A 20884-nucleotide genomic window follows, 5' to 3' on the forward strand; every position below is an offset into this window, starting at 1 on the left:
TAATATTTGAATAAAATTTCAAAGTTTTAACTAACGATCCTATTATTCAGAGAATAATAAATACATTTTTAAAGTCCATTGTACAACAAACTTTAAAAATGTATCGGTTTACGAAATAGTCTAGGTTTTAGCAACCTCAATAATGCTAAATTCTGTTAAATTTGTCAAAATGCTCTTGATTAATTTGAATATACCCTTATAACCAAGAATCCCACTCACCAATAATTTCTTTGGTGTATTTTATATTGAAGCATTGGTTTAGAATGGCTCGTGTTGCTTGCATTGCAGACATAACTGTAGCTTCCACACAACCGGAATTGTAACCGTTGTTAATCCAGTCGCCAGCTAGATAAAGGTTATCAAACCCAGATTCATCAGTTTTGAGTCGATGCTTGCTACTTCCAGGTACAGACAGTACATAGCGTTCTGATGGGTTAATGTTAACTCGCCAGTATTGAGCTTTAAAGCGTTCTACTCCCTGACGATTTTGAAAATCTATTAGTAAATCCCAATTCAAACCTTGGGGATTTTTTGACTGAGTAGCATCAGGCCAAAGCTGTCCGATGTGATTGTTGAGGAAGTTAATTGCTTCTTGTTCTACCTTTTTTTGGGCTTTAGCTGGAAAATCATAAGCTGTGTGGGGAGGAATCCCTGGATCTGGAATTACACCGGTGAAATAAGCTGCATTGTAAGGATAATGATCGGAAGGCCAATTTTCTCGTTGTACTAACTCGCTCATATCTGCATAGACATCGAGTGGTTCAACGTAAGCTCCTAGTACAGGGCTAGATTGTTGCCATCCTAATTGCGATAAGGTAGGCTTAAGCCATATTTGTCCCCCTTGAGTAGTTACTGTCTTGACTTGCATTAACATATCGCTCCATTTTTGGTGAGCCGGATTTTTTTTAGCATGGAGCAATTCACTGCAAATGGAGGGTAAGGCGGCTATAGAAATTCCTAACAACACAATATCGAAATCATTGCCTTTGGTGAGGGTAATTGTGTCTACATTCTGCCAAGGTGTCCAATATGACTCAAGGTTAATTTCTTGGTCTTGGAGTTTTTGGGCTTCTTCATCGACAATCTGATCATAAAGAGGTTCACTAGGCCAACAACCAATGTCTTTAACTGTGATAAGTGGTTGATATTCTTGCTTTGGATTTTTTAAATTTACTTGACGAGCCAAAGTTATACTGGCAATTGATTGCTGATTGTGATCCAAATGCAACTGCTTGACAACATGGAAGAACTTGAATTTTACACCACGACGCTTTAGCACTTCATATAGTGGAGTGATGACTACCTCTGCCATCCCTGATTGCATTTTCCACATGATTGCGCCATTGTATTTGAACAAGATAGTGGTGAGGACACGAATAGCTGTTCCGGCTGCTAGTTGGGGTTTATCGGTATTACCTTCTGGAAAACCATACACTAAATCGTATAAGACGCGAATAAATGCTGATTTAACGCTTGATTCTCTAGCTCCGTGTTTTAGTAACCAGTCTCTGTAGTTGTACTCATCTAAACTATCTAGGGAACGAAAATGAATGATCTCATCCACAAACAAACCCCGGATGTTTGCTAATGCTAAATCGATGAGTGTTAAACGCCAAAGCATATCAGGGTTTTGCCCAATCTTACATTCTATCTGACAGATTAACTGTTCTTTAAAGCGGTCTATGAGCTTAATAATTAATTGATGATGTTCGCGTCTGTGATTTTTGGTATTTTTGGGCAGTGATTTAGCTAGGTTGTAGGCAAGATTTAAGAATACTTTCTCAGAATTAAAATCTAGGTTTTGAAGGATATTACCAATAAATTGGTTGATATTGTTCAGCCATCCTCCCCAAAACATGGGTTGTTGGAGAAATAACTGAATCAACTGGCTAGGAAACTGCAAGAGACTACTATCTGATAAAAATTCCATTACCTCTTTGCCTAATGCTATTTGTTTGGCAACAGATGTTGAAGAACTTTTAGTAGACTTTGACCGACTATAATCATCAATTACTCCGTAAGTCTGAATGACAAAATGAATGGTTGTGCAGATATGTTCCCAAAGAGAAGAAATGCCGCCACCTTCCCAAGGAACTAGAGTATTGGTAGGAAATTTAAAAGGCAGAGTTTTCCAATTTTTATTGATGTATTCTTCTAGGACGATGAGACTGTGGGGTTTGAATGCATCTTCTATGGTGCTAAAAGGCCCGTTACCACCTAATTCGTCGTAGCATTGCTTGAGTAGACGAAAAGCATTTTCGTAGAATCCAAAAAAAATGTGCAGTCCGTGTTCTTCGATGCGATAGTCTGGTTCAGAATTGGGTGTATGGGGTTTGATGTTGCGTCCAGTTGCACATTTACCACCCAAACGCCAACCTGTTTGATAAATAGTAATATCGTAGAGACTATCCCACCCTGGTTGACTGGTTAATTCGTATGCAGTGGTTAGGGATGATATTCCACCGCCTAAAATAGCGATTTTTTTGGGCTTAAAGGTTTCAGACATATTTGTTTTTCCTGATAGATGCGAGTTGAGAAAGTTTGGGCGACTAGAAGTCGCGGCTACACAGGCAAAACCTGCCTTCGCAGGTTAGTAAACCCTTGATTTTGCATTAGATGGACTTTGCTTGTGTAGTAGGGAATTATATATTTGCCCAATGCTAATTTTTCTGTGGTGCTTGCCAAACGGCTTTCCCATCTTTGAGGGTGAAGTCGAAGTGCAGTACAAAACCAAGTTTTACGGGGATAGTTATGGATTCGCTACCTGCGGGATAGCCTTTGTGTAGTCCTAAGTCTTGAACGATTGGTTGGCTAGCGAAATTATTGATTTTTAGTTGAAATTGATCGCCAAAGAGTTTTCCGCCATAGAAGGTTTGTAGCTGCATGGGGGATTCAATCAGTGCTTGATAGCAGGCTTTTTTGCTGTTTTCTACGTCGCGGATTTGTTTGAGGGTAACGAGAGGGACGATTTTTTCTAGGAGATATTCGAGGAGATTGAAGGGTAACTGTAAGCCAGGAATCAGAATTTCGTTGTTGTCAAATAATAAACTAGCGATCGCTCTTGCTGCTTCCTCAAAGGTGTCCCATGTCTTGATGGCTTGATTCTCTCCTGTATTGATGCGTTGAACTTCCAGTAGGCGAGCATCTATAGATTGGCTTGTAGGAGAAAATTCTTTAAATACTAAGGTGTCTACAGTAAATAAATTCGGTTCTTGATTTAATTCAGGGATCTGAAATATGCCAAGTTCTTTAAAGAAGCCATAGACTTCTCTACCCGAAACTAGGATGGGAGAATTATTCACGTACACGTAAGGCATAAACCAAGCTAGGCGTTCGGCTATGAATAAAGGCCCGACTCTTTTACCTACCACTGTCAACATCCAAAAGATGGCTTCTTCTTCATGCACAGTTCCTTTGTCATAGTCGGGAGGATAGATGGAACTTAAAGAATCTATCTTGTTGAACGTCAGGACGAGATAGTTCATTGCTGGGCGATATTCAATCTCTCCGTTATTGGGATCGTTGAGATATTTATCACACACCTCTTGCAACTTCGCCATTGAACCCTCAACGACAAAGCCGTACATTTTTGTCCCTTTGATTTCATAGGGTTGGTTAAAAGCCTGTCCATCTGCCCGTTCTATATATTTGGGATATGGTGATTTGTCACCACCTCCGCAAAAGTAATTTTTGAAAAAACTATTCATATCTTGTTCCATATTTTTGCCTTTTATTGCTAAATCTTGGAACAATTGATCCGGCTTTTGTTGCATCCGGGTAAAGTAATTCGTGAGTTTTTGGGGCTCCTGAAGTAGGCCCGTAAATTCACTAACAGCACCTAAAGCTGTATAGAAACTTGTTTGCATTGTCTGCAAAGGGTTGTTGGGGTTCATCGTATTTTGGGTAAGTGGCTTGGTTCTTTTTATACCAGTCTAGTTGCCTAATCATATATACAGAGAGATGAGAATATTAGATACCTCTCTGTTTCTGTCCTATTGTGTCAAAGGAGTTTTAATTTGTCCTTATTAAAATTAGAAATTTTGGAAAAATGCTTAAAAATGCTTATATTAAGTGCGTTTTAAGCTTTTCTCTGGTTCAGGGATGCTGTGTCATATACTTCTCTGGTGTCCAGTTCAACCGTTTGAGCAACATGAATTAACCTCTTTAGTTTGTCTTGCTCCAGCTAAACATTGCTCAGGTAGAGGTTCCCACCATAATTACCAATAATTTGATGTTAACTTTACAAAGGTCAGAAAATAGTGAAATTTTATTCAAGAATAAAATTTAAACTTGCGTAATAGGACGTAGAAGCAGTAAATTGCTCAAAAGACTTACACCGAAATTGTACTGAATTATTTACCTTTTGTATCTTCTTGATTTGTGTGAATAAATGTTTTAAATCCTTTAGGAATATCCTATGAAATCAAGTAATGTAATGCGTGGTGTAAAGGTTTTGCCTTCTGTACTATCACTTACTTTTTATGATGAATATTCCAGTCATATCATAGGCTATTTTTCACATCACAGTTCATATAATCGGCTAGTGATTATACTGACTAATTTAAAGCAACGTAAGACTTTATAAGGAATTAATTCATTCAAAAATTTAGTTGGAGAAGAATTCAGAAGTCAGAATCAAGACGCGAGGCTAGAATACTCGCTATCGTAAACTCGCTCTAAGCATACTCCTGCAAAGAAGCAAGCTATGTATAGGGTCTCTAATTGCTATGCCGCAGGTTTTAGAGGATGTTTGAAAAGTCCTCTTCTCGGTAACAAAACGTTTAGATCCCCCTAAATCCCCCTTAAAAAGGGGGACTTTGACTCCGGTTCCACCCTTTTTAAGGGGAGCCAGCGCGGTCTTCTCCCAAGGGGAGACGCTAAAAGCGATGGGGTCTCCCCCGCCGCAGGATGCGCGAAGCGCTGTAGTGGAGCGACTGGGGGGGGTTAGGGGCTTTCAAGGGTAGGTATTTAAAAATCAGGCAGTAGAGAGAGTGATTTGAGAAACATTAAGTTGTGGAGTAAAGCTTGGCCAAGGCTCAGGGAAAAAACCACCGATTGGTAATGGAAGACGATTAAGAACAGCGGCCTTAATCACTAAAAATCCACGGCGGAAGCAACTAAGCCAACGGTGAGGGAGACTATTTTTAAAATTGCGTCGTGCAATATGAGTTTGGGGTAATTCATCTAAACTACTAATAGGGAGATTTGCATCAACACAACCACCAACACTTACTTGCCATAAAATAGCGATCGCTATGGCTAACCAATGTCTTTCGGCACGTTTAGGGTCAGTGATTTTGGTTTGATGCCAATCAAAACCACCTCGTTTACCATCTTTAAACAGACACTCAATCCAAGAGCGCATAGAATACCAGCAAGCATCCGCAACCTCCGGCTGTAAATCAGTGAGAATTAACCAAGGTTCGGCATAGCCATCGTCATAGCGAGCTAATAAGGTACATTTGATTGAATTAGTTTTAAAACAAGTTATTAAGCCTTTGAATGACTGACCCACTTGTGGCACTAGAGTATTTAAAGGCTGCCAAGCATCCTGCCCCAAAACTTGAAACTGTCCAATTTGATTAATCCGCATAAACGGATGCCAACCATTGGATTGAATTTTTTCATACAGCCAAGGAGCGTAAAGTCCTCGGTCAGTGGTAACAATTACAAACCAATCTGCTGGGATGCTTTGGCTGATCTGGCTCAACAGTTTTTGCCAGTGCAGTTTCCAACTCCCTGGTTTAGTTGCTTCTACTATTTTCCAAGCAATAGGAATTCCGCAACCTCGGTAAACAATACTAATTGCTAGTACAGTAAAGCGATCGCTCAAAGTCGAGGCATCTGCTGCCAGAGCCAAACGCTTTTCGTTCTGCGGCCAAAGGCTTAAAATCCAGCACAGTAGTGGACTAAAACAAGTTGTAATATCTAATGAAGTCCGTCCTGTCTTCGTTTTATCCTCAGCATCTCGATACCATTCTCGCAGTTGCTGGCGCACAGTATTCTCTTTTTTACCCAGCAACTCTGCTAAAAATACTGAAACTGTTGTTAGTCCACTTGATTGAGTCATCACTATCCCAAAACTCCACATTGCCAGTACTACTGCTTGCGGCTTTGTGAGATTCGGCATTTTTTCTATGACTTTTCTAGTCCATTGTCTTAATTCCTCACTTTTTCCTATCTGCATTTACCCTCCTACAGCCTTTAATTCTGCTCCGCATCTGCCTTGTATATTTTTGCGGACTGACATCAGTTCTGTATTTTACCTGTTAATTTGCCCCTTTCTTAAATACCTACCTTTGAAAGGGGGGTTAGGGGGGGATCAATAAGTGCAAAGATACAGTCAACTACTTTTTAAACAACCTCTTAGGCGGCTCTTTCGGTCAGGAGTCAGAATGGGCTAAACCCTAGCTATCCGCTAACAGAATGAATTCGTTTTGATTAAAATCACTTGCCCTAAACCAGAAAACTCAATGCTGTATCAAAATTTTCAAACTCAAGCCGAGCTAGATTACCAGTACAATCCCAGTGAACTAGGTCTTGATATACCTGGATACATGAATTTGTATGCAGCAAACAGTGCTAAGGTGCGTGAAAAACTGCGCTGTCATCTAAATGTTTTTTTTGGTTCTACCTTAGTCGAACATCTAGATATTTTTCCTGCCACGCAACCACAAGCACCAATTTTGGTATTTATCCACGGTGGCTATTGGATAATGTCCGACAGTAAAGATTTTAGCTTTGTCGCCCAAGGTCTTGTAGCTGCCAATGTTACAGTGGTGGTGGTTAACTATGCCTTGTGTCCCAAAGTAACCATTGATGAGATTGTCCGCCAAAATCGTTCAGCGATCGCCTGGATTTATAATAATGCAGAAAGCTTTGGTGCAGACCCGAATCGCATCCATGTAGCTGGTCACTCAGCCGGTGGTCACTTAACTGCGATGCTCATGGCTACAGACTGGAAAAACGACTATGGACTACCAGATGACATCATTAAAGGTGGTTGTGCTATTAGCGGTTTGTTTGATTTGATGCCATTTCCCTACACTTGGCTACAACCCAAAATACAATTTACTTGGGGTGAAGTTCTTCGCAATAGTCCTATCCGCCATCTTCCTGAAAAAGCTGGTTCTCTACTTGTAACTTATGGTGGCAAAGAGACTTCAGAGTTTGAACGACAATCGCTAGATTTTCTGGCTGCATGGAAAGAAAAAGAATTGCCTGGTGAATATTTACCACAGCCTGATGAAAACCACTTTACGATCGTGAATGGTTTTTTAGATAGTGACAGTCCATTGTGTACGGCTATTTTGAGACAAATAATGGTATTGGAAAAGGAACCCAAATTTTGAAGCTTTAGTTTCTTCTAATACTACAGTAGAGCAATTATTTTTATCTTTTAAGAGCATCGGGATGAGGGGGCTAGCACTGCAATCTTTAAAGTACTGCAACAAATATAATTGTCATCATCAATCCCTGTGGTTAGGGATTAATCTAGCGATCGCTCATACGGAACCGCGATCGCTTTTCTAATGAATCAAGCCGCAATCGCACTACTTTACAAATCCCGCGCAACCGAACCTACTAGTTCGCCAAGTGAACTTGGCGGGGTAAAGGGTAAAGGGGAAGGGGGAAAGGTTTCAAATCCCTTACCCCTTACCCCTGCCCCTTATCCCCACTTCGTGGGGGCCCCACCTTCCCCTTTCCCCAGCCATCACGCAGCATTTTTGGGTTGGCAGACTACTACAAGACTTTCGCAGCAAGCCTTAATGTGTGACAGTTTGGTGCACTAGCGGAAATTTTTATTTTTGGGTAGTAGAATATTTTGCACAAAGCGATCGCGCCCTGCTGCCTTTGCTTGATACAATGCCCGATCTGCTGCGGCAATCATTTCTTCCAAGTCAGAATCTGACTGAGGAATTTCTGTCGTAAACCCGACACTAATGGTTACATGAGGACTAACTTGAGAATTTTCATGAGGTATTGCTAATGTTCGGACAGTATGGCAAATTTTCTTGGCAACATGAGTCGCCCCTTCGGTGTCTGTGTTAGGTAAAATCACAGCAAATTCTTCCCCACCATAACGGGCAACTAAATCTCCGGGACGTTTAATAATATATTTGATGGCCTTAGCAATTTCTTGAAGACAGCGATCGCCTACTCGATGCCCATAAGTATCGTTATATAATTTGAAGAAATCAACGTCGCAAAGAATCAGGGAAAGAGGCCGTTGATCCCGTTTTAGACGCTGCCACTCTTGGTTAAAATACTCTTCAAAGCGTCGGCGGTTAGCTATTTGAGTTAATCCATCAATAGTAGCTAATCGCTGCAATTCCAAATTAACGGTTTCCAGTTTTCGTTGTAACTGAGATTGCTGAATCAAGCGTTTTACCCGTTGTCGCAAAACTGGCCAGTGAATCGGTTTGGTAACATAGTCCATTGCTCCCACTGCAAATGCCCGGTCAACTGACTCTTGATCCTCAAGTCCTGTAATCATTAAAACTGGAGTGTGCTTGCTGCAATCAAGAAGTTCTAAGTTAGTGCAACACTCGAACCCATCCATATCCGGCATGATGGCATCAAGAAGTATTATGTCAGGGCGCAGTTCCTTAAAAGCAGTTAAAGCCTCTCTGCCATTTTGAGCTTCCGCTATTTTATAGCCTTCCCGCTCCAAGAAATGCCGAAGTATCATCCGGATAAAAGGCTCATCATCAACAATTAGAACTAAAGATTGGCTTTCTTGAGCAGTAGCTGTCATGGTATTTCCTTCGCAAGTTCTTTTGCTAACGCAGTTTTAACTTGTTCATATTCCTGGTATAACTGCGGGAGTAATTCTACGGTGTTTTCTAATTCACTGCTCCGTCCCTGTGCTTCTAAAACCTTGCAAAGCTGTGCTAAAGCGATCGCTCCAATAGAGGCACTGCTAGACTTTAGTTGATGGGCTACCTTCCATATAGTCTGGGCATCCCGATTTGCGATCGCAGTGCTAATATCTTGTACCAGTCTCGGTGTCTCTGTAAGATAACACTTAATTAGTTCAGCAAATACAACACGATCGCCTCTGACGATATCCCGTAAGGATTGGAGAATTTTGGCATCAATTTTGGCACTTTTTAATGTCTGGTTTTGCCCTTCTTGGAGAATATTTTGCCAAGGTTGCAATTCTAAATACATCGCTCGATCTTGTTTGACTATGGAAGTGACTTCAAGACTTCTTTGGCGTGGGCATTTGCTGAGTGCCTGAGCTAATTTTTGAAGCTGAATCGGTTTGCTAATGTAGTCATTAATACCAGCAGCAAGACAAATTTCGCGATCGCCTCGCATCGCATTGGCAGTTATCGCAATGATATGCGGACGAAAACCAACTTCCCATTCTTGACAGATTCTCCGAGCTGTTTCTAACCCATCCATTTCGGGCATGTGGACATCCATCAACACTAGGTCATAAGGCTGTTTTTGCAAAGCCTTGAGTACTTCTACCCCATTAGTTACGACATCAGCTGAATAACCTATTTTCTGTAGCATCAGTAAGGCAACTTTCTGATTTACAACCGTATCTTCTGCCAAAAGAATCCGTAATGGCAGTGGATAGGCCAAATGCCGATCAACCAAGGGAAAATCATAAATACTCGCTTGGCTTGGCTGATTTCCTAAAACACGGGTCATAACATCGTAGAGTTGAGACTGTTTGATGGGTTTGCTCAAAAAGGCAGCATCGAGATCACCAAAGTCAGAGAATGTTTCTCCTCTACCTAAAGAAGTGAGAATCACTAAAGGTAGATTTTGACAACCAGATTGCCTGCGGATTTGACGAGCTAGGGTTATGCCATCCATTGCTGGCATTTCCATATCTAAAATGGCAATATCAAACTGTGTTCCCTGAGCCAGTTTAGCTAACGCTTCTTTCGCAGATTTGGCAGCATAAGTTTCCATTTTCCAAGATTCTGCTTGCAAGCTGATAATTTGGCAGTTAGTCAGATTGTCGTCCACAATCAACAGGCGCTTTCCCTGAAGCTGCATCGACGAATTACTAAATTCAGCTTCTGGTACAGCAGATACTTGGGCAGTAATGGTGAAGTAGAATGTTGAACCTTGGGAAGAGTAAGGAGATGATAATAATTCTCTACTTTTCCATCTAGGGCTAGGATTGCCACCAACAATCCCTTGGCTTTCCACCCAAAGAGTGCCCCCCATCATCTTACTAAGCCGCTTGCTAATGACTAGCCCTAGCCCTGTGCCGCCATATCGTCGAGTCATGGAGACATCAGCCTGAGTGAAGGGATGAAATAACCGCTCTATTTTCTCTGGTGTGATGCCAATACCTGTATCTTTGATGGCAAATTGAATTTGGATTGGGGACTCAGAAGAGGCAGAGGAGCAGGCTTGCCGTGAGCGTAGCCGAACGGGGGAAGGGTGCAGAGGAGAGGAATTTTCCCCCTGCTTCCCTGAATCCCCAGCCCCCAGTTCAACAGAGAGTAACACTTCTCCATATTCAGTAAACTTAATGGCGTTGTTGAGGAGATTCATTAAGACTTGGCGCAGACGTGTCATATCGCCAACGATCTGAGTCGGAACTTGCGGTTGGATTAGGTAAACTAGTTCGATATCTTTTTGGGCAGCTTTCGGGGCTAATAGAGAAATAGCCTGTTCCACACAAGCTCTCAAATCAAAAGGCTGTTCTTCTAATTCCAGCTTTCCCGACTCAATTTTGGAGAAATCTAGAATGTCGTTGATGATTGTGAGCAAAGCATCTCCGCTACTGCGAACTGTTTCTACAAAGTCTTGCTGTTGAGGGGTGAGGTCAGTATCCAGCAGAAGATCGGTCATGCCAATAACAGCATTCATTGGAGTCCGAATTTCGTGGCTCATCATTGCCAAAAACTCACTTTTTGCCCGATCTGCGGCTTCAGCCTGACGTTTTGCCTGCTCCAAAGCAAAGTTTTTCAAGGTAAGTTCTTCCCGTCGGCGGGTTTCTTGTTCCAGTAAGTGAGCCTGTGCTAGAGCAATACCCAGTTGAGCCGCTACTGCTTCTAGTAATTCGATTTCGTCTGGTGTCCACTGGCGAAAATAGCTGCACTGATGTAATCCGATCGCACCATTGGGTTCTCCTTGATAGGAGGTGCGGATTGACAGCATAGACTTCAGTTTAATTTTTCGGCAGATAGGTTCGGCCGCCTTAAGTAAAGGATCGGCATACACATCAGGAGAGGCGATCGCAGTTTCTTGTGCCATCATCTTCTCTGCATGGGGATTATTAGTCATGGGAACTTCCAATCCCAACACTGAGCAGGGACTAGAAAGTGTATTATACTGTGCTACTAAAGGAATTTTCGGAATGGGGTCGCAAACATAAGAATGGATCAGACAGCGATCAACTTTAAACGCTTGTCCAATTTGGGTAGCAGCTGTCTCAAAGATTTTGCTGGTATCAAGACTTTGACGAATTTCTTGAGTAATTTGTTCAAGTAGTAGGGTGCGATGCAATTGGCGTTGCAATGCTTCTTTAGCTCGTTTGTTTTCGGTAATATCTTGATTTATGCCAACAGTGGCAACAGTTTTTCCCTGTTCATCCTGTAAAGGGACTACAGTTGTTTCGCAAATTCTCTCACTGCCATCTTTACCAAGAAAGTGTATTTCCCCTGACCAGCGTCCTTGCTGGTTGACTGTTTCGAGAATTTTAGTGCTTAATGTTGCGGCTACTTCCGGTTGATGCAAAATACTGATATGTTTAGCCAAAATCTCAGCTTTAGTATAACCAAACATGCTTTGGGCAGCAGGATTCCAGTCAATAATATTTCCGGTTAAATTTGTGATAATTACGCCATCATTCATGTTTTCAAAAGTGAGAGCTTGCTGATGCAGGCTGGCTTCAGCTTGCTTGCGGTGGCTAATATCTGTCTGAATTCCAATAAAGTGGCTTAACTTACCATTTTCGTCATCAATAGGAGAAATACCCAATTCATTCCAGAATAAAATACCATCTTTGCGATATTTACGGAGAATAACTTTACAACTTGTTCCAGCTTGAATAGATGAGCGCAGGTCATTGAGTGCTGATTGCTCTATATCTGCGCGTTGCAAAAATCTACAGTTTTGCCCAATCACATCAGTAGCGCTGTAGCCTGTTATTTCTTCAAAGGCGCAGTTGACGTAAATTACCGGATTACAGGGAAGTCTAGCATCGGCAATGATAATTCCATTCTTGGTAGCAGCAAGTGCCCTCTCCTTCAGCCTCAAGGTTTCTTCAATCTGCTTTAAATCACTAATGTCAAACATAAACCCCTTCAGCGTAGTAGGAGTTTCTGCTGCTTCAACTACCCTAACAACGTCTCGCAGCCAAACAACTCGCCCATCGGCTGCTAGCATCCGGTATTCCAATTCGTGATTCTCGCACCTAGCAGTTGCTTCTTGACGAAAACGAACGGATTTTTCCCGATCGTCTGGATGCAGATGATTGTACCAAAAATTTTTCTCGTACCATTCTGCGATCGCATAATTTAGCAAGTCTACTGCTTGCGGCCCAACGTAGGTAAATCGACCAGTTTTCAAGTCTAATTCCCAAGGGATGACTTTGACAGTTTCCAGTAACTGGTATAGATGCTTCTCACTGCAACGACGGTCAAGTTCTATTTGTTTCTGTTCAAAAATCTTGTGAGTTAAATCCTGATTTATTGCTTTTATCGCCAGGACAAAACAGATTGGTAATGTCAGCGTGACAACCAATAACCCTGTAATCAATACTACTTGTGTTAATAACCTTGGAGTCTGAATTGAAAGTTGCTGGCAGAGTAAAACTACAGAGATTGAGAAGAAAATCCCCAACAACAAAGCTAGTAATTTTTCTTTGTGGAAAAATATCACAGCTTTTAACCAGTGATATCGGCACTGTTTGACCACTTATTAACCCTCAAGCACTTTCTTTCAGGGCTTATTACACTAACCTTTACTTTTAAGTAATTTAAAATATCAATAGCAAGGGGGCAATTACGGATTTTTTTAAGTAATTATGAGTTAGGCATTGACAGGAAAGACCAAGTGTAGTTTTGTAGTTTTGTAGGTTGGGTGCAGCGATCGCGTAACCCAACATAAATAAGGTGGTAATGTTGGGTTGCGTTTCACTCCACCCAACCTACATAAATATCAATACTTGTCGGTTAAGGGGGAAAGGGAAAAGAAAAAACCTTTAACCTTTAACCTTTTCCCCAAACCCAATTCCGAGTTAAAAATGCAAAACCCGAGCAGTATTGACATAAATATATTTTTTAAAAAACTCTAGGTTTCAACATAGATGAGGTTTAATATAATGGTAAAAAATTTTAATAACTTCTGCTTCTAATTAATTAAGTAGGCGAGAATAATCAAAGGAAATTAAGTAATGTAATAAATACAGTGGATTGCCAGGAAGTGAGGTACACAATGCAGAATTCACGCATCATATATAAAGAGTTTCTACCTCCTGTCCCCTGCCTATAAACCAGTAACTTTGTACTTTATGCAAAGGAAAACTGCTTATTGAAATTAGTTTGTAGTGAGCGCTGTTCGCTTTCGACGAACTACACCTACACATTTTTAATTTTTTTGCTGGCAAAAAGATACATTAAGAGCAAGGGTTAAAGGGATTGGATTTTCCCCTTAACCCTTCCTTTTTCACCACAAGAATGTAAAAAGATACTAATGAACAGAGTAAGGACAAAGCACCCCCTACGCAAACACAATCTAGAACGAAAATTTCTTTCTCTGTTCCCTATTTTCAAAATAGGTCTATTGCCGAAATTTGTACTTTAAATCACAGATGCTTCGCGTTGGCAATCAAAAACAACCATATATGAAGCATTTGGTATTTCCTGGGGGAGGTGTCGCATATAGCCATCGGCATCAGAACGACTGCGGAAGCGAGCAACAATTTCCCGTTGGGTATTAGGAAGCTGACGAGCGATCGCCCAAGAATTGAGGCGTTCTTTATAAGCAATAGGCTGATTGTCTGATTTAGAAGCTTGGTTAACCGTATTTTCTGGCATAATGATGTTATCCGTATGAAGTTTAATGAAGGGCGTTAATTAGTTTCTAAGTAGGAATGCACTAACGCTTTTTTTTTATGCTGCTGCCACCTTGTTATTCGATTATTAATAAGTTGTCAACACTTAGCGCTAAATTTTAGACTAACTAAGTTGTAATTTTCAGGTAGCTATGAATCTCAAAGCCTTAATTTGCAACTGTTTTCAGCATCAAAAAATCTTCAAGCAGAAGGTTTGCCAAATATTGAGTTTTCATGATTTGTTTGCATACGCAGAAGGAAAATCAGTATCAGTGGTAAACTTAATGCTAGTGTCTTAAAAGAGACTATCAAAAGTTCATTTGAGAATGAATATTAAATTCCCCGATAAAATTATAGTTATCATAATGGAAACACCATTTGTAACATCAATCATTCAAAAAGTAGCAGAGGAAATAGGAGCAGTAGTTTTAGTAGATCCAGAATGCACCTTTGTGGGACTGATTACCTTTAAAAATGGGAATAAAACTTTTTTTAGGAATACCAGATTTAGTATTAATTCTTCGGGTTCAACAGCAATAGCAAAAGATAAAAGTGTCTCCAGCTTTTTTTTGAATAATTTTGGCTACAAAGTTACCGAAGGAAAAACATTTTTTAGTGAAGAATTATGCGAAGAAATAGATGATATTAGAAATATAGAACAAGGATTCTATTATGCTAAGGAGTTGGGATTTCCTGTAATTGTCAAGCCAATTAATCTCAGTCAAGGAATATTTGTTACCAAGGTTTATAATAAGCAAGAATATTATCAAATAGCCAAGAAAATCTTGCAAAAAGTCTCAGGTTTTATTGTAGAACGATTTTATAGTGGCAATGATTATAGAATTGTAGTACTTAATGATGAAGTAGTTTCGGCATATCAAAGAATTCCCCTATTTATAACCGGGGATGGTCAGTCTAATGTTTTAGAACTTATGCAACAAAAGCAGGAAAGTTTTATCAAAAATGGTAGAAAAGAAATTATAGATTTTGAAGATTACAGAATTAAAAAAAACTTGCGAAGACGGAAGCTAAATTTTAGTAGTGTGATACCTAAAAATAATATTGTATATCTTTTAGATAATGCCAATTTATCGACTGGAGGTGAGGCAGTAGACTTTACAGAAAGCATTCATCCTGATTTTCAAAAACTCGCAGTAAGTATTACAAAAGATATGCAACTGAGATTAGCAGGTGTGGACATTCTTGCTAGTGATATAACCTCACCAATAGTAGATTATACAATCCTTGAAGTAAATGGCGCTCCTAGCTTAAGCCACTATGCTTCATTTGGTGAAGTTCAGACCAAAAGAGTAGAAAATCTATATCTCAAAATTCTCAAAATACTTGAAAACGAAAATAACAGAGAAAAGCATTGATTTTGCTTGGAAGCGCAGCAATTCATACTTCTATAGGAATCCGCTTTGATTTTTGTTCGCGCAGTGTGGCGTTGACAGGTAAGAGGCAATAGGCAAGAAGGATTTTTGAGTTGTACTAAGTTTTTCAAAAATCAAATATGAGTCTTATTTCTAGCTATTCACCACTTTTTATCTAGAAGGGATTCAAATTCAGCTTGTAAGGCGGTTATATCCGCTAATCTTGCGACTAGTAAATTATCTTTACCAGCATTACTTAAACGTACTTTCCAATAACTAATACTGTCTGAGTTGTTCAGCCAAAACTGAATCACGGTATCTACCACTTGATCTAGATTCCAATCCCACTTGGCTGGAACGGATTCTACCGATTCTAGAAAGGTATCTAATGTACACGTATACATCCCCAAGTATTCCACACCTTGGTGGGGTGGTTTTTGCTCATTTTGCTGTTGGTGATTAAAAAACTGCAAAAGTGGAGATACTCCTACAATATCAAAAGTGTATTTCATGCTAGTACTCCGAGTTATAAATTACTTGCAGGAAGCTTTACTTTTTCTCTATTATAATACTTTTAACCTAACTTAAGCATCTATAAAAAGTAGATTTTTGGTTTATGTCATAGGTGTTAAAATTAAATAAAAATTTAGCACTAACTAGCCTTGAGTGCTAAATTATAGGTGTTAAAGTTGAGTTGTAAATTAGCACTAACAAGCCTTGAGTGCTAAGTTTGTTTAATAGTTTGATTTATTATTAAATAGTTTCAAGTATTAATTAAGGAGTGCATATATTTTTAATAATTATTTAATTAATTCCGTTGTGAATTGTAAAGGCTTTATGCTTCCTAACCCTTATTAAAAAGGAGGGAATTAGAACCAATACAGTTCAGATAAGACCAAAAGACTTGTAGAGACGGCGATTTATCGCGTCTCAAAAACCCAAAATTTTTACCAGTAGCTCTTAGGGACTTGCAAAAAATAAATTATCCCAAATTATTTATAGATTTGTAGGGGCGCAAGGCCTTGCGCCCCTACGACGGGATATTTTTTTAACTGGAAGTCCCTTAACCCAACCGTATTGGAATTAGAACTAGCTTTTTAAGGGAAGCCAGTCGTGTGCATATTTACCCCATTGAGCGGACTACTATAGGTTGGGGGAATAGGTATTTGGTGAAATTTTATGTTTTACTACCAGTTAAAGATACGAATATAGTTCGCGGGCTAGGGTAGATTTACCAACACCCCAGAACCAATAATCAAGATTTTCTTTATCCTAGGTTTACAACTTCCTTTTCAAGCTCATCAGGGTAAGCATTACTCACCCAAATAACCGTCTTCAGCGCAGCTCAATACGCCGCTACAATAGTACCACTACAAGGATTATGCCGAAATTAGTGATATTATGACGACTGCTACAACTGTAAAAACTGAGTATGAAGCGATTATTGGTCTAGAAACCCATTGTCAGTTGAGTACTAAGACCAAAATTTTCTCTAATAGCTCTACGGCATTTGGCGCTGACCCAAATACTAACATTGACCCGGTTTGTATGGGTTTACCTGGGGTCTTACCTGTACTCAATGAAAAAGTATTAGAATATGCTGTCAAAACTGGTTTGGCACTGAATTGTCAAATTGCTAGATATAGTAAGTTTGACCGGAAACAGTATTTTTATCCTGACTTACCCAAAAATTACCAAATTTCTCAATACGATCTACCGATCGCAGAACATGGTTGGCTAGAAATTGAGTTAGTAGATGCTGAGGGCAATCCCAGCCGCAAACGCATTGGTATCACACGTCTGCACATGGAAGAAGATGCAGGAAAATTGGTACACGCCGGCAGCGATCGCCTTTCCGGTTCTTCTTATTCTCTGGTAGACTACAATCGCGCAGGTATACCATTAGTCGAAATTGTCTCGGAACCTGATTTGCGTTCTGGATTAGAAGCTGCTGAATATGCCGAAGAGTTACGCCGGATTGTGCGCTATCTCGGCGTGAGTGATGGCAATATGCAAGAAGGATCTCTGCGCTGCGATGTCAACATCTCTGTGCGTCCAGTGGGACGAGAGGAATTTGGCACCAAGGTAGAAATTAAAAACATGAACTCCTTCAGCGCCATCCAACGAGCGATTGACTACGAAATTGAGCGCCAAATCGCCGCCATCGAAGCAGGCGATCGCATCATCCAAGAGACTCGGCTATGGGAAGAAGGCGCTCAACGTACAAGTAGTATGCGGGTGAAGGAAGGTTCTAGCGATTATCGCTACTTCCCCGAACCAGATTTAGCACCAATTGAGGTGACGGATTCAGAATTAGAGAAGTGGCGCAGCGAATTACCAGAATTACCAGCCCAAAAACGCCATCATTATGAAAGTGAGTTGGGGCTTTCGGCTTATGATGCGCGAGTGTTGACAGAAGATCGTCCAGTAGCGGAATATTTTGAAACTGCGATCGCATCTGGAGCAAATCCCAAAGCTGCTGCAAACTGGATTACTCAAGATATCGCCGCCTACCTTAATAAGCAAAAACTCAGTATTACTCAAATCGGGCTGACTCCTACCAATTTAGCTGAGATTATTACTCGCATTGAAACGGGCAAAATTAGCAATGCTCAAGCTAAAGAAAAGTTACCAGATTTGCTCAGTGGGATTTCTCCTGAAAAAGCTTTTGCAGGTCAAGAGTTAATCACCGATCCTAGTGTACTAGAACCTATCGTTGATGAAGTCATAGCCGCCAATCCCAAAGAACTAGAAAAGTATCGCAACGGTAACACCAACCTTAAAGGCTTCTTTGTTGGACAAGTTCTCAAAAAAACAGCCAAACGTGCCGATCCTAAGCTGACTAACGAATTGGTAGAAAAGAAACTGAATGCTTAGGGACTTCCAGTAAAAAAACATCTCATCCCTGGGTTTGGGTAGAGGAGTGTGGGGAGTGTGGGGAGTGTGGGGGGTAAGACTTCTTCCCCATCCTCCCACACCTCCCACACCTCCCACACTCCTGGATTTCTCACTTGTGAGAAATCAAGGGTAAGTATTTTCTCGGTGTTTCTTCATAAAATCTTCATATAAAAGCTGGTGACTACCCGCATACCTAAAATGATATAGTGTGGTAAGTAGATGCACCCTGATGATCTGGAGAGCTGCCTAAGTAGCTCTCTTTTTTATCTAGTCTGTGGTATTTACGGAGCAGCTTCATTAAAATTTTAGAAGAAATCTTAATCAATAAGTATTAACTCTTAGATAATCAAATATATACTGTGAGTAAAAGATGCACAGTAATGATTTGGAGAGCGACCGAAGTTGCTCTCTTTTTTCGTATTTGTCTTTCGTCATAAGAAAGGTAAAACAATTATGCTAATCGCCAACTAGTGCATTATTATTGCCATCAGCAAATAAACTCATAATAGTCATTGGGAATTGGGGAGCAAGGGAACTGGGGGGAAACTCATAACTCTTGTAAAGACGTGATTAATCGCGTCTCTTCGCACTTTTTTAAAGCACAAATTGACCTATCCAACCTGATAGTTGTAAGGAAGAAAATGGCAGATTGGCAAAAAATCACAGGTGGCATCACAGCACCAAGGGGGTATCAGGCGGCGGGAATAACCGCAGGGTTGAAACCTTCGGGGTTGCCAGATTTAGCTTTGATATTCTCAGAGGTGGAAGCGATCGCAGCTGGTGTATTCACCACCAGTCAAGTTAAAGCTGCCTGTGTCGAATATTGTCGCCAACGCTTGCAAGCCAAACCTAGCGCTCGTGCCATCCTTTGCAACGCTGGACAAGCAAATGCCGCTACAGGTAATCAAGGCTACCTTGACACCCTAGAGTCTTCTCTGGCAATAGCCCAAGCACTAAACATCTCGTCTGAATCTGTCTTATTGGCTTCCACTGGTGTGATCGGTCAAAGAATTAAGATGGATGCTTTGCGAAGTGGAATTCCCAAAGTAGTAGCAGCACTATCCGCAACAGGTTCAGATGCCGCAGCTGGGGCGATTATCACTACAGACTTGGTAACAAAATCTATTGCCCTAGAGACAACTGTAGGTGAACGCCCAGTACGAATTGGTGGTATTGCCAAAGGTTCCGGCATGATTCACCCCAACATGGCAACCATGTTGGCATTTGTTACTTGTGATGCTGTAGTTTCCCCAGCCCTGTGGCAACAAATGTTAGCAAGGGCGGCTGATAGAAGCTTTAATTCCATTACCGTGGATGGCGATACCAGCACCAACGACAGCTTAATCGCCTTGGCAAATGGTCAATCTCGCACCCCAGCAATTATAGAATGGGGCGCAGAAGCAGAGAAATTAGAGGCGATGTTAACAGCAGTTTGCCAGCATTTAGCCAAAGCGATCGCTCGTGATGGTGAAGGTGCAACCTGTCTAATTGAAGTGGAAGTGACTGGCGCTCATGATGAACTCTCAGCCCGTCAAATTGCCAAAACCATCGCTGGTTCATCCTTAGTTAAATCTGCAATCTTTGGACGCGATCCAAATTGGGGACGCATCGCCGCCGCCGCCGGACGTGCAGGTGTGCCATTTGAGCAAGAAAATCTGCAAATTAAGCTAGGAAATTTCTTAATGTTAGAAAATGGACAACCTCTACAATTTGACCGTGCAGCAGCAAGTGCTTATTTGAAAAAAGCATCGGTGGGTGCTTATCTCCAACAGGATACGGTGTTAATCTCCGTTAATGTTGGTAATGGTTATGGTGTGGGTAAAGCTTGGGGTTGTGATTTGAGTTACGACTACGTGAGAATTAACGCCGAATACACTACTTGACATACTCCCAATTGTTTGCGCTGTAGAGACGCGATGAATCGCGTCTTTAGTCAAGGATGTCTTGCAATCATTTAGATGTAGAGACGTAGCATTGCTACGTCTCTACAATGGTTCTGGGTAACGCATATTTAATTTCACTAGATGTCTATTAATTGAATTGATATCAGAATAGTCTTACGGTTTCTCATGCTGTGGCTGGACGGAGAAAATGGCTAAAAAGCATATAGAACTTAGAAGAAAAAGGTACTTCAAGCTCAGTTCACAAATCGCTCAGTTGGATAATGCCCAATTGCGTTCTCTGTTTGACAATAGTGAGTCAAATGAGTCGAGTACGGGTTGGGGAATGAATCACACCATCGTCCTTGGTGAATCCAAAGTTTTTGTGAAACGTGTTCCAGTTACAAATATCGAATTTGATAACCTGTTCTCCACCAGAAACCTTTATAACCTGCCAACTTACTGTAATTACGGCTTCGGTTCCACTGGTTTTGGTGTCTTTCGAGAACTCGTGACTCATATCAAGACAACCAACTGGGTATTGTCGGGGGCAATTGCCACTTTCCCACTGATGTACCATTATCGGATTATTCCCTTCTCTGGGCAGCGTGCGGATGTCGATATGGAACGTCTAAGAGGGTGTTTATAAATAAAAAATAAAGAGCAGGACATTCATTTCCCAGGACACGTATTTTAAA

The 20884-nt window shown here is 40.8% G+C and carries 12 protein-coding genes; 5 read left to right on the top strand and 7 right to left on the bottom strand.

The window, feature by feature from the left end:
• Positions 1–196: 196 nt before the first annotated feature.
• The 3 genes from ACFFRD_RS19640 to ACFFRD_RS19650 form a co-directional block, all read right to left on the bottom strand.
• Complete coding sequence (locus ACFFRD_RS19640) at positions 197–2506, bottom strand: NAD(P)-binding protein (protein WP_392482838.1); 2310 nt, start codon at positions 2504–2506, stop codon at positions 197–199.
• 154 nt (positions 2507–2660) lie between these two features.
• Positions 2661–3893 carry a hypothetical protein gene (locus ACFFRD_RS19645; protein WP_392482839.1) on the bottom strand — a complete coding sequence of 411 codons (1233 nt, stop codon included), beginning with the start codon at positions 3891–3893 and terminating at the stop codon, positions 2661–2663.
• Positions 3894–4975: 1082 nt separating this feature from the next.
• Positions 4976–6187: a transposase gene (locus tag ACFFRD_RS19650; protein ID WP_392475919.1), complete on the bottom strand. Its 1212-nt coding sequence runs from the start codon at positions 6185–6187 to the stop codon at positions 4976–4978.
• Between the two features lie 286 nt (positions 6188–6473).
• On the opposite strand from ACFFRD_RS19650, the gene ACFFRD_RS19655 reads away from it, so the two are divergent.
• Positions 6474–7352 carry an alpha/beta hydrolase gene (locus tag ACFFRD_RS19655; RefSeq protein WP_392482840.1) on the top strand — a complete coding sequence of 293 codons (879 nt, stop codon included), beginning with the start codon at positions 6474–6476 and terminating at the stop codon, positions 7350–7352.
• Between the two features lie 437 nt (positions 7353–7789).
• Here the strand turns inward: ACFFRD_RS19655 and ACFFRD_RS19660 are convergent, their stop codons facing one another.
• The 3 genes from ACFFRD_RS19660 to ACFFRD_RS19670 form a co-directional block, all read right to left on the bottom strand.
• A complete protein-coding gene (locus tag ACFFRD_RS19660) occupies positions 7790–8758 on the bottom strand; it encodes a PleD family two-component system response regulator (protein WP_114084403.1) in 969 nt (322 codons plus the stop codon).
• Complete coding sequence (locus ACFFRD_RS19665; RefSeq protein WP_392482842.1) at positions 8755–12897, bottom strand: PAS domain S-box protein; 4143 nt, start codon at positions 12895–12897, stop codon at positions 8755–8757. The genes ACFFRD_RS19660 and ACFFRD_RS19665 overlap by 4 nt, the downstream gene beginning before the upstream one ends.
• An 884-nt stretch (positions 12898–13781) precedes the next feature.
• Entirely contained in the window at positions 13782–14018 is a 237-nt protein-coding gene (locus ACFFRD_RS19670) for a hypothetical protein (RefSeq protein WP_012408924.1), read from the bottom strand.
• Between the two features lie 382 nt (positions 14019–14400).
• Between ACFFRD_RS19670 and ACFFRD_RS19675 the strand changes: the two genes are divergently transcribed.
• Entirely contained in the window at positions 14401–15411 is a 1011-nt protein-coding gene (locus ACFFRD_RS19675; protein ID WP_392482843.1) for a cyanophycin synthetase, read from the top strand.
• A 158-nt stretch (positions 15412–15569) separates the two neighbouring features.
• Here ACFFRD_RS19675 and ACFFRD_RS19680 read toward each other — a convergent pair whose 3' ends face one another.
• Positions 15570–15920: a hypothetical protein gene (locus tag ACFFRD_RS19680; protein WP_163937207.1), complete on the bottom strand. Its 351-nt coding sequence runs from the start codon at positions 15918–15920 to the stop codon at positions 15570–15572.
• Between the two features lie 889 nt (positions 15921–16809).
• Between ACFFRD_RS19680 and gatB the strand changes: the two genes are divergently transcribed.
• The 3 genes from gatB (at position 16810) to ACFFRD_RS19695 (ending at position 20835) form a co-directional block, all read left to right on the top strand.
• Positions 16810–18285: an Asp-tRNA(Asn)/Glu-tRNA(Gln) amidotransferase subunit GatB gene (gene gatB, locus ACFFRD_RS19685; protein WP_179072509.1), complete on the top strand. Its 1476-nt coding sequence runs from the start codon at positions 16810–16812 to the stop codon at positions 18283–18285.
• Between the two features lie 662 nt (positions 18286–18947).
• Positions 18948–20189, top strand: coding sequence for a bifunctional ornithine acetyltransferase/N-acetylglutamate synthase (argJ, locus tag ACFFRD_RS19690; RefSeq protein ID WP_392482844.1), 1242 nt, complete (start codon positions 18948–18950; stop codon positions 20187–20189).
• A gap of 208 nt (positions 20190–20397) precedes the next feature.
• Positions 20398–20835: a hypothetical protein gene (locus ACFFRD_RS19695; RefSeq protein WP_392482846.1), complete on the top strand. Its 438-nt coding sequence runs from the start codon at positions 20398–20400 to the stop codon at positions 20833–20835.
• The last annotated feature ends 49 nt before the right edge of the window (positions 20836–20884 follow it).

The sequence above is a fragment of the Nostoc sp. C110 genome (assembly GCF_043099725.1).
Lineage (GTDB): Bacteria > Cyanobacteriota > Cyanobacteriia > Cyanobacteriales > Nostocaceae > Nostoc > Nostoc muscorum_A.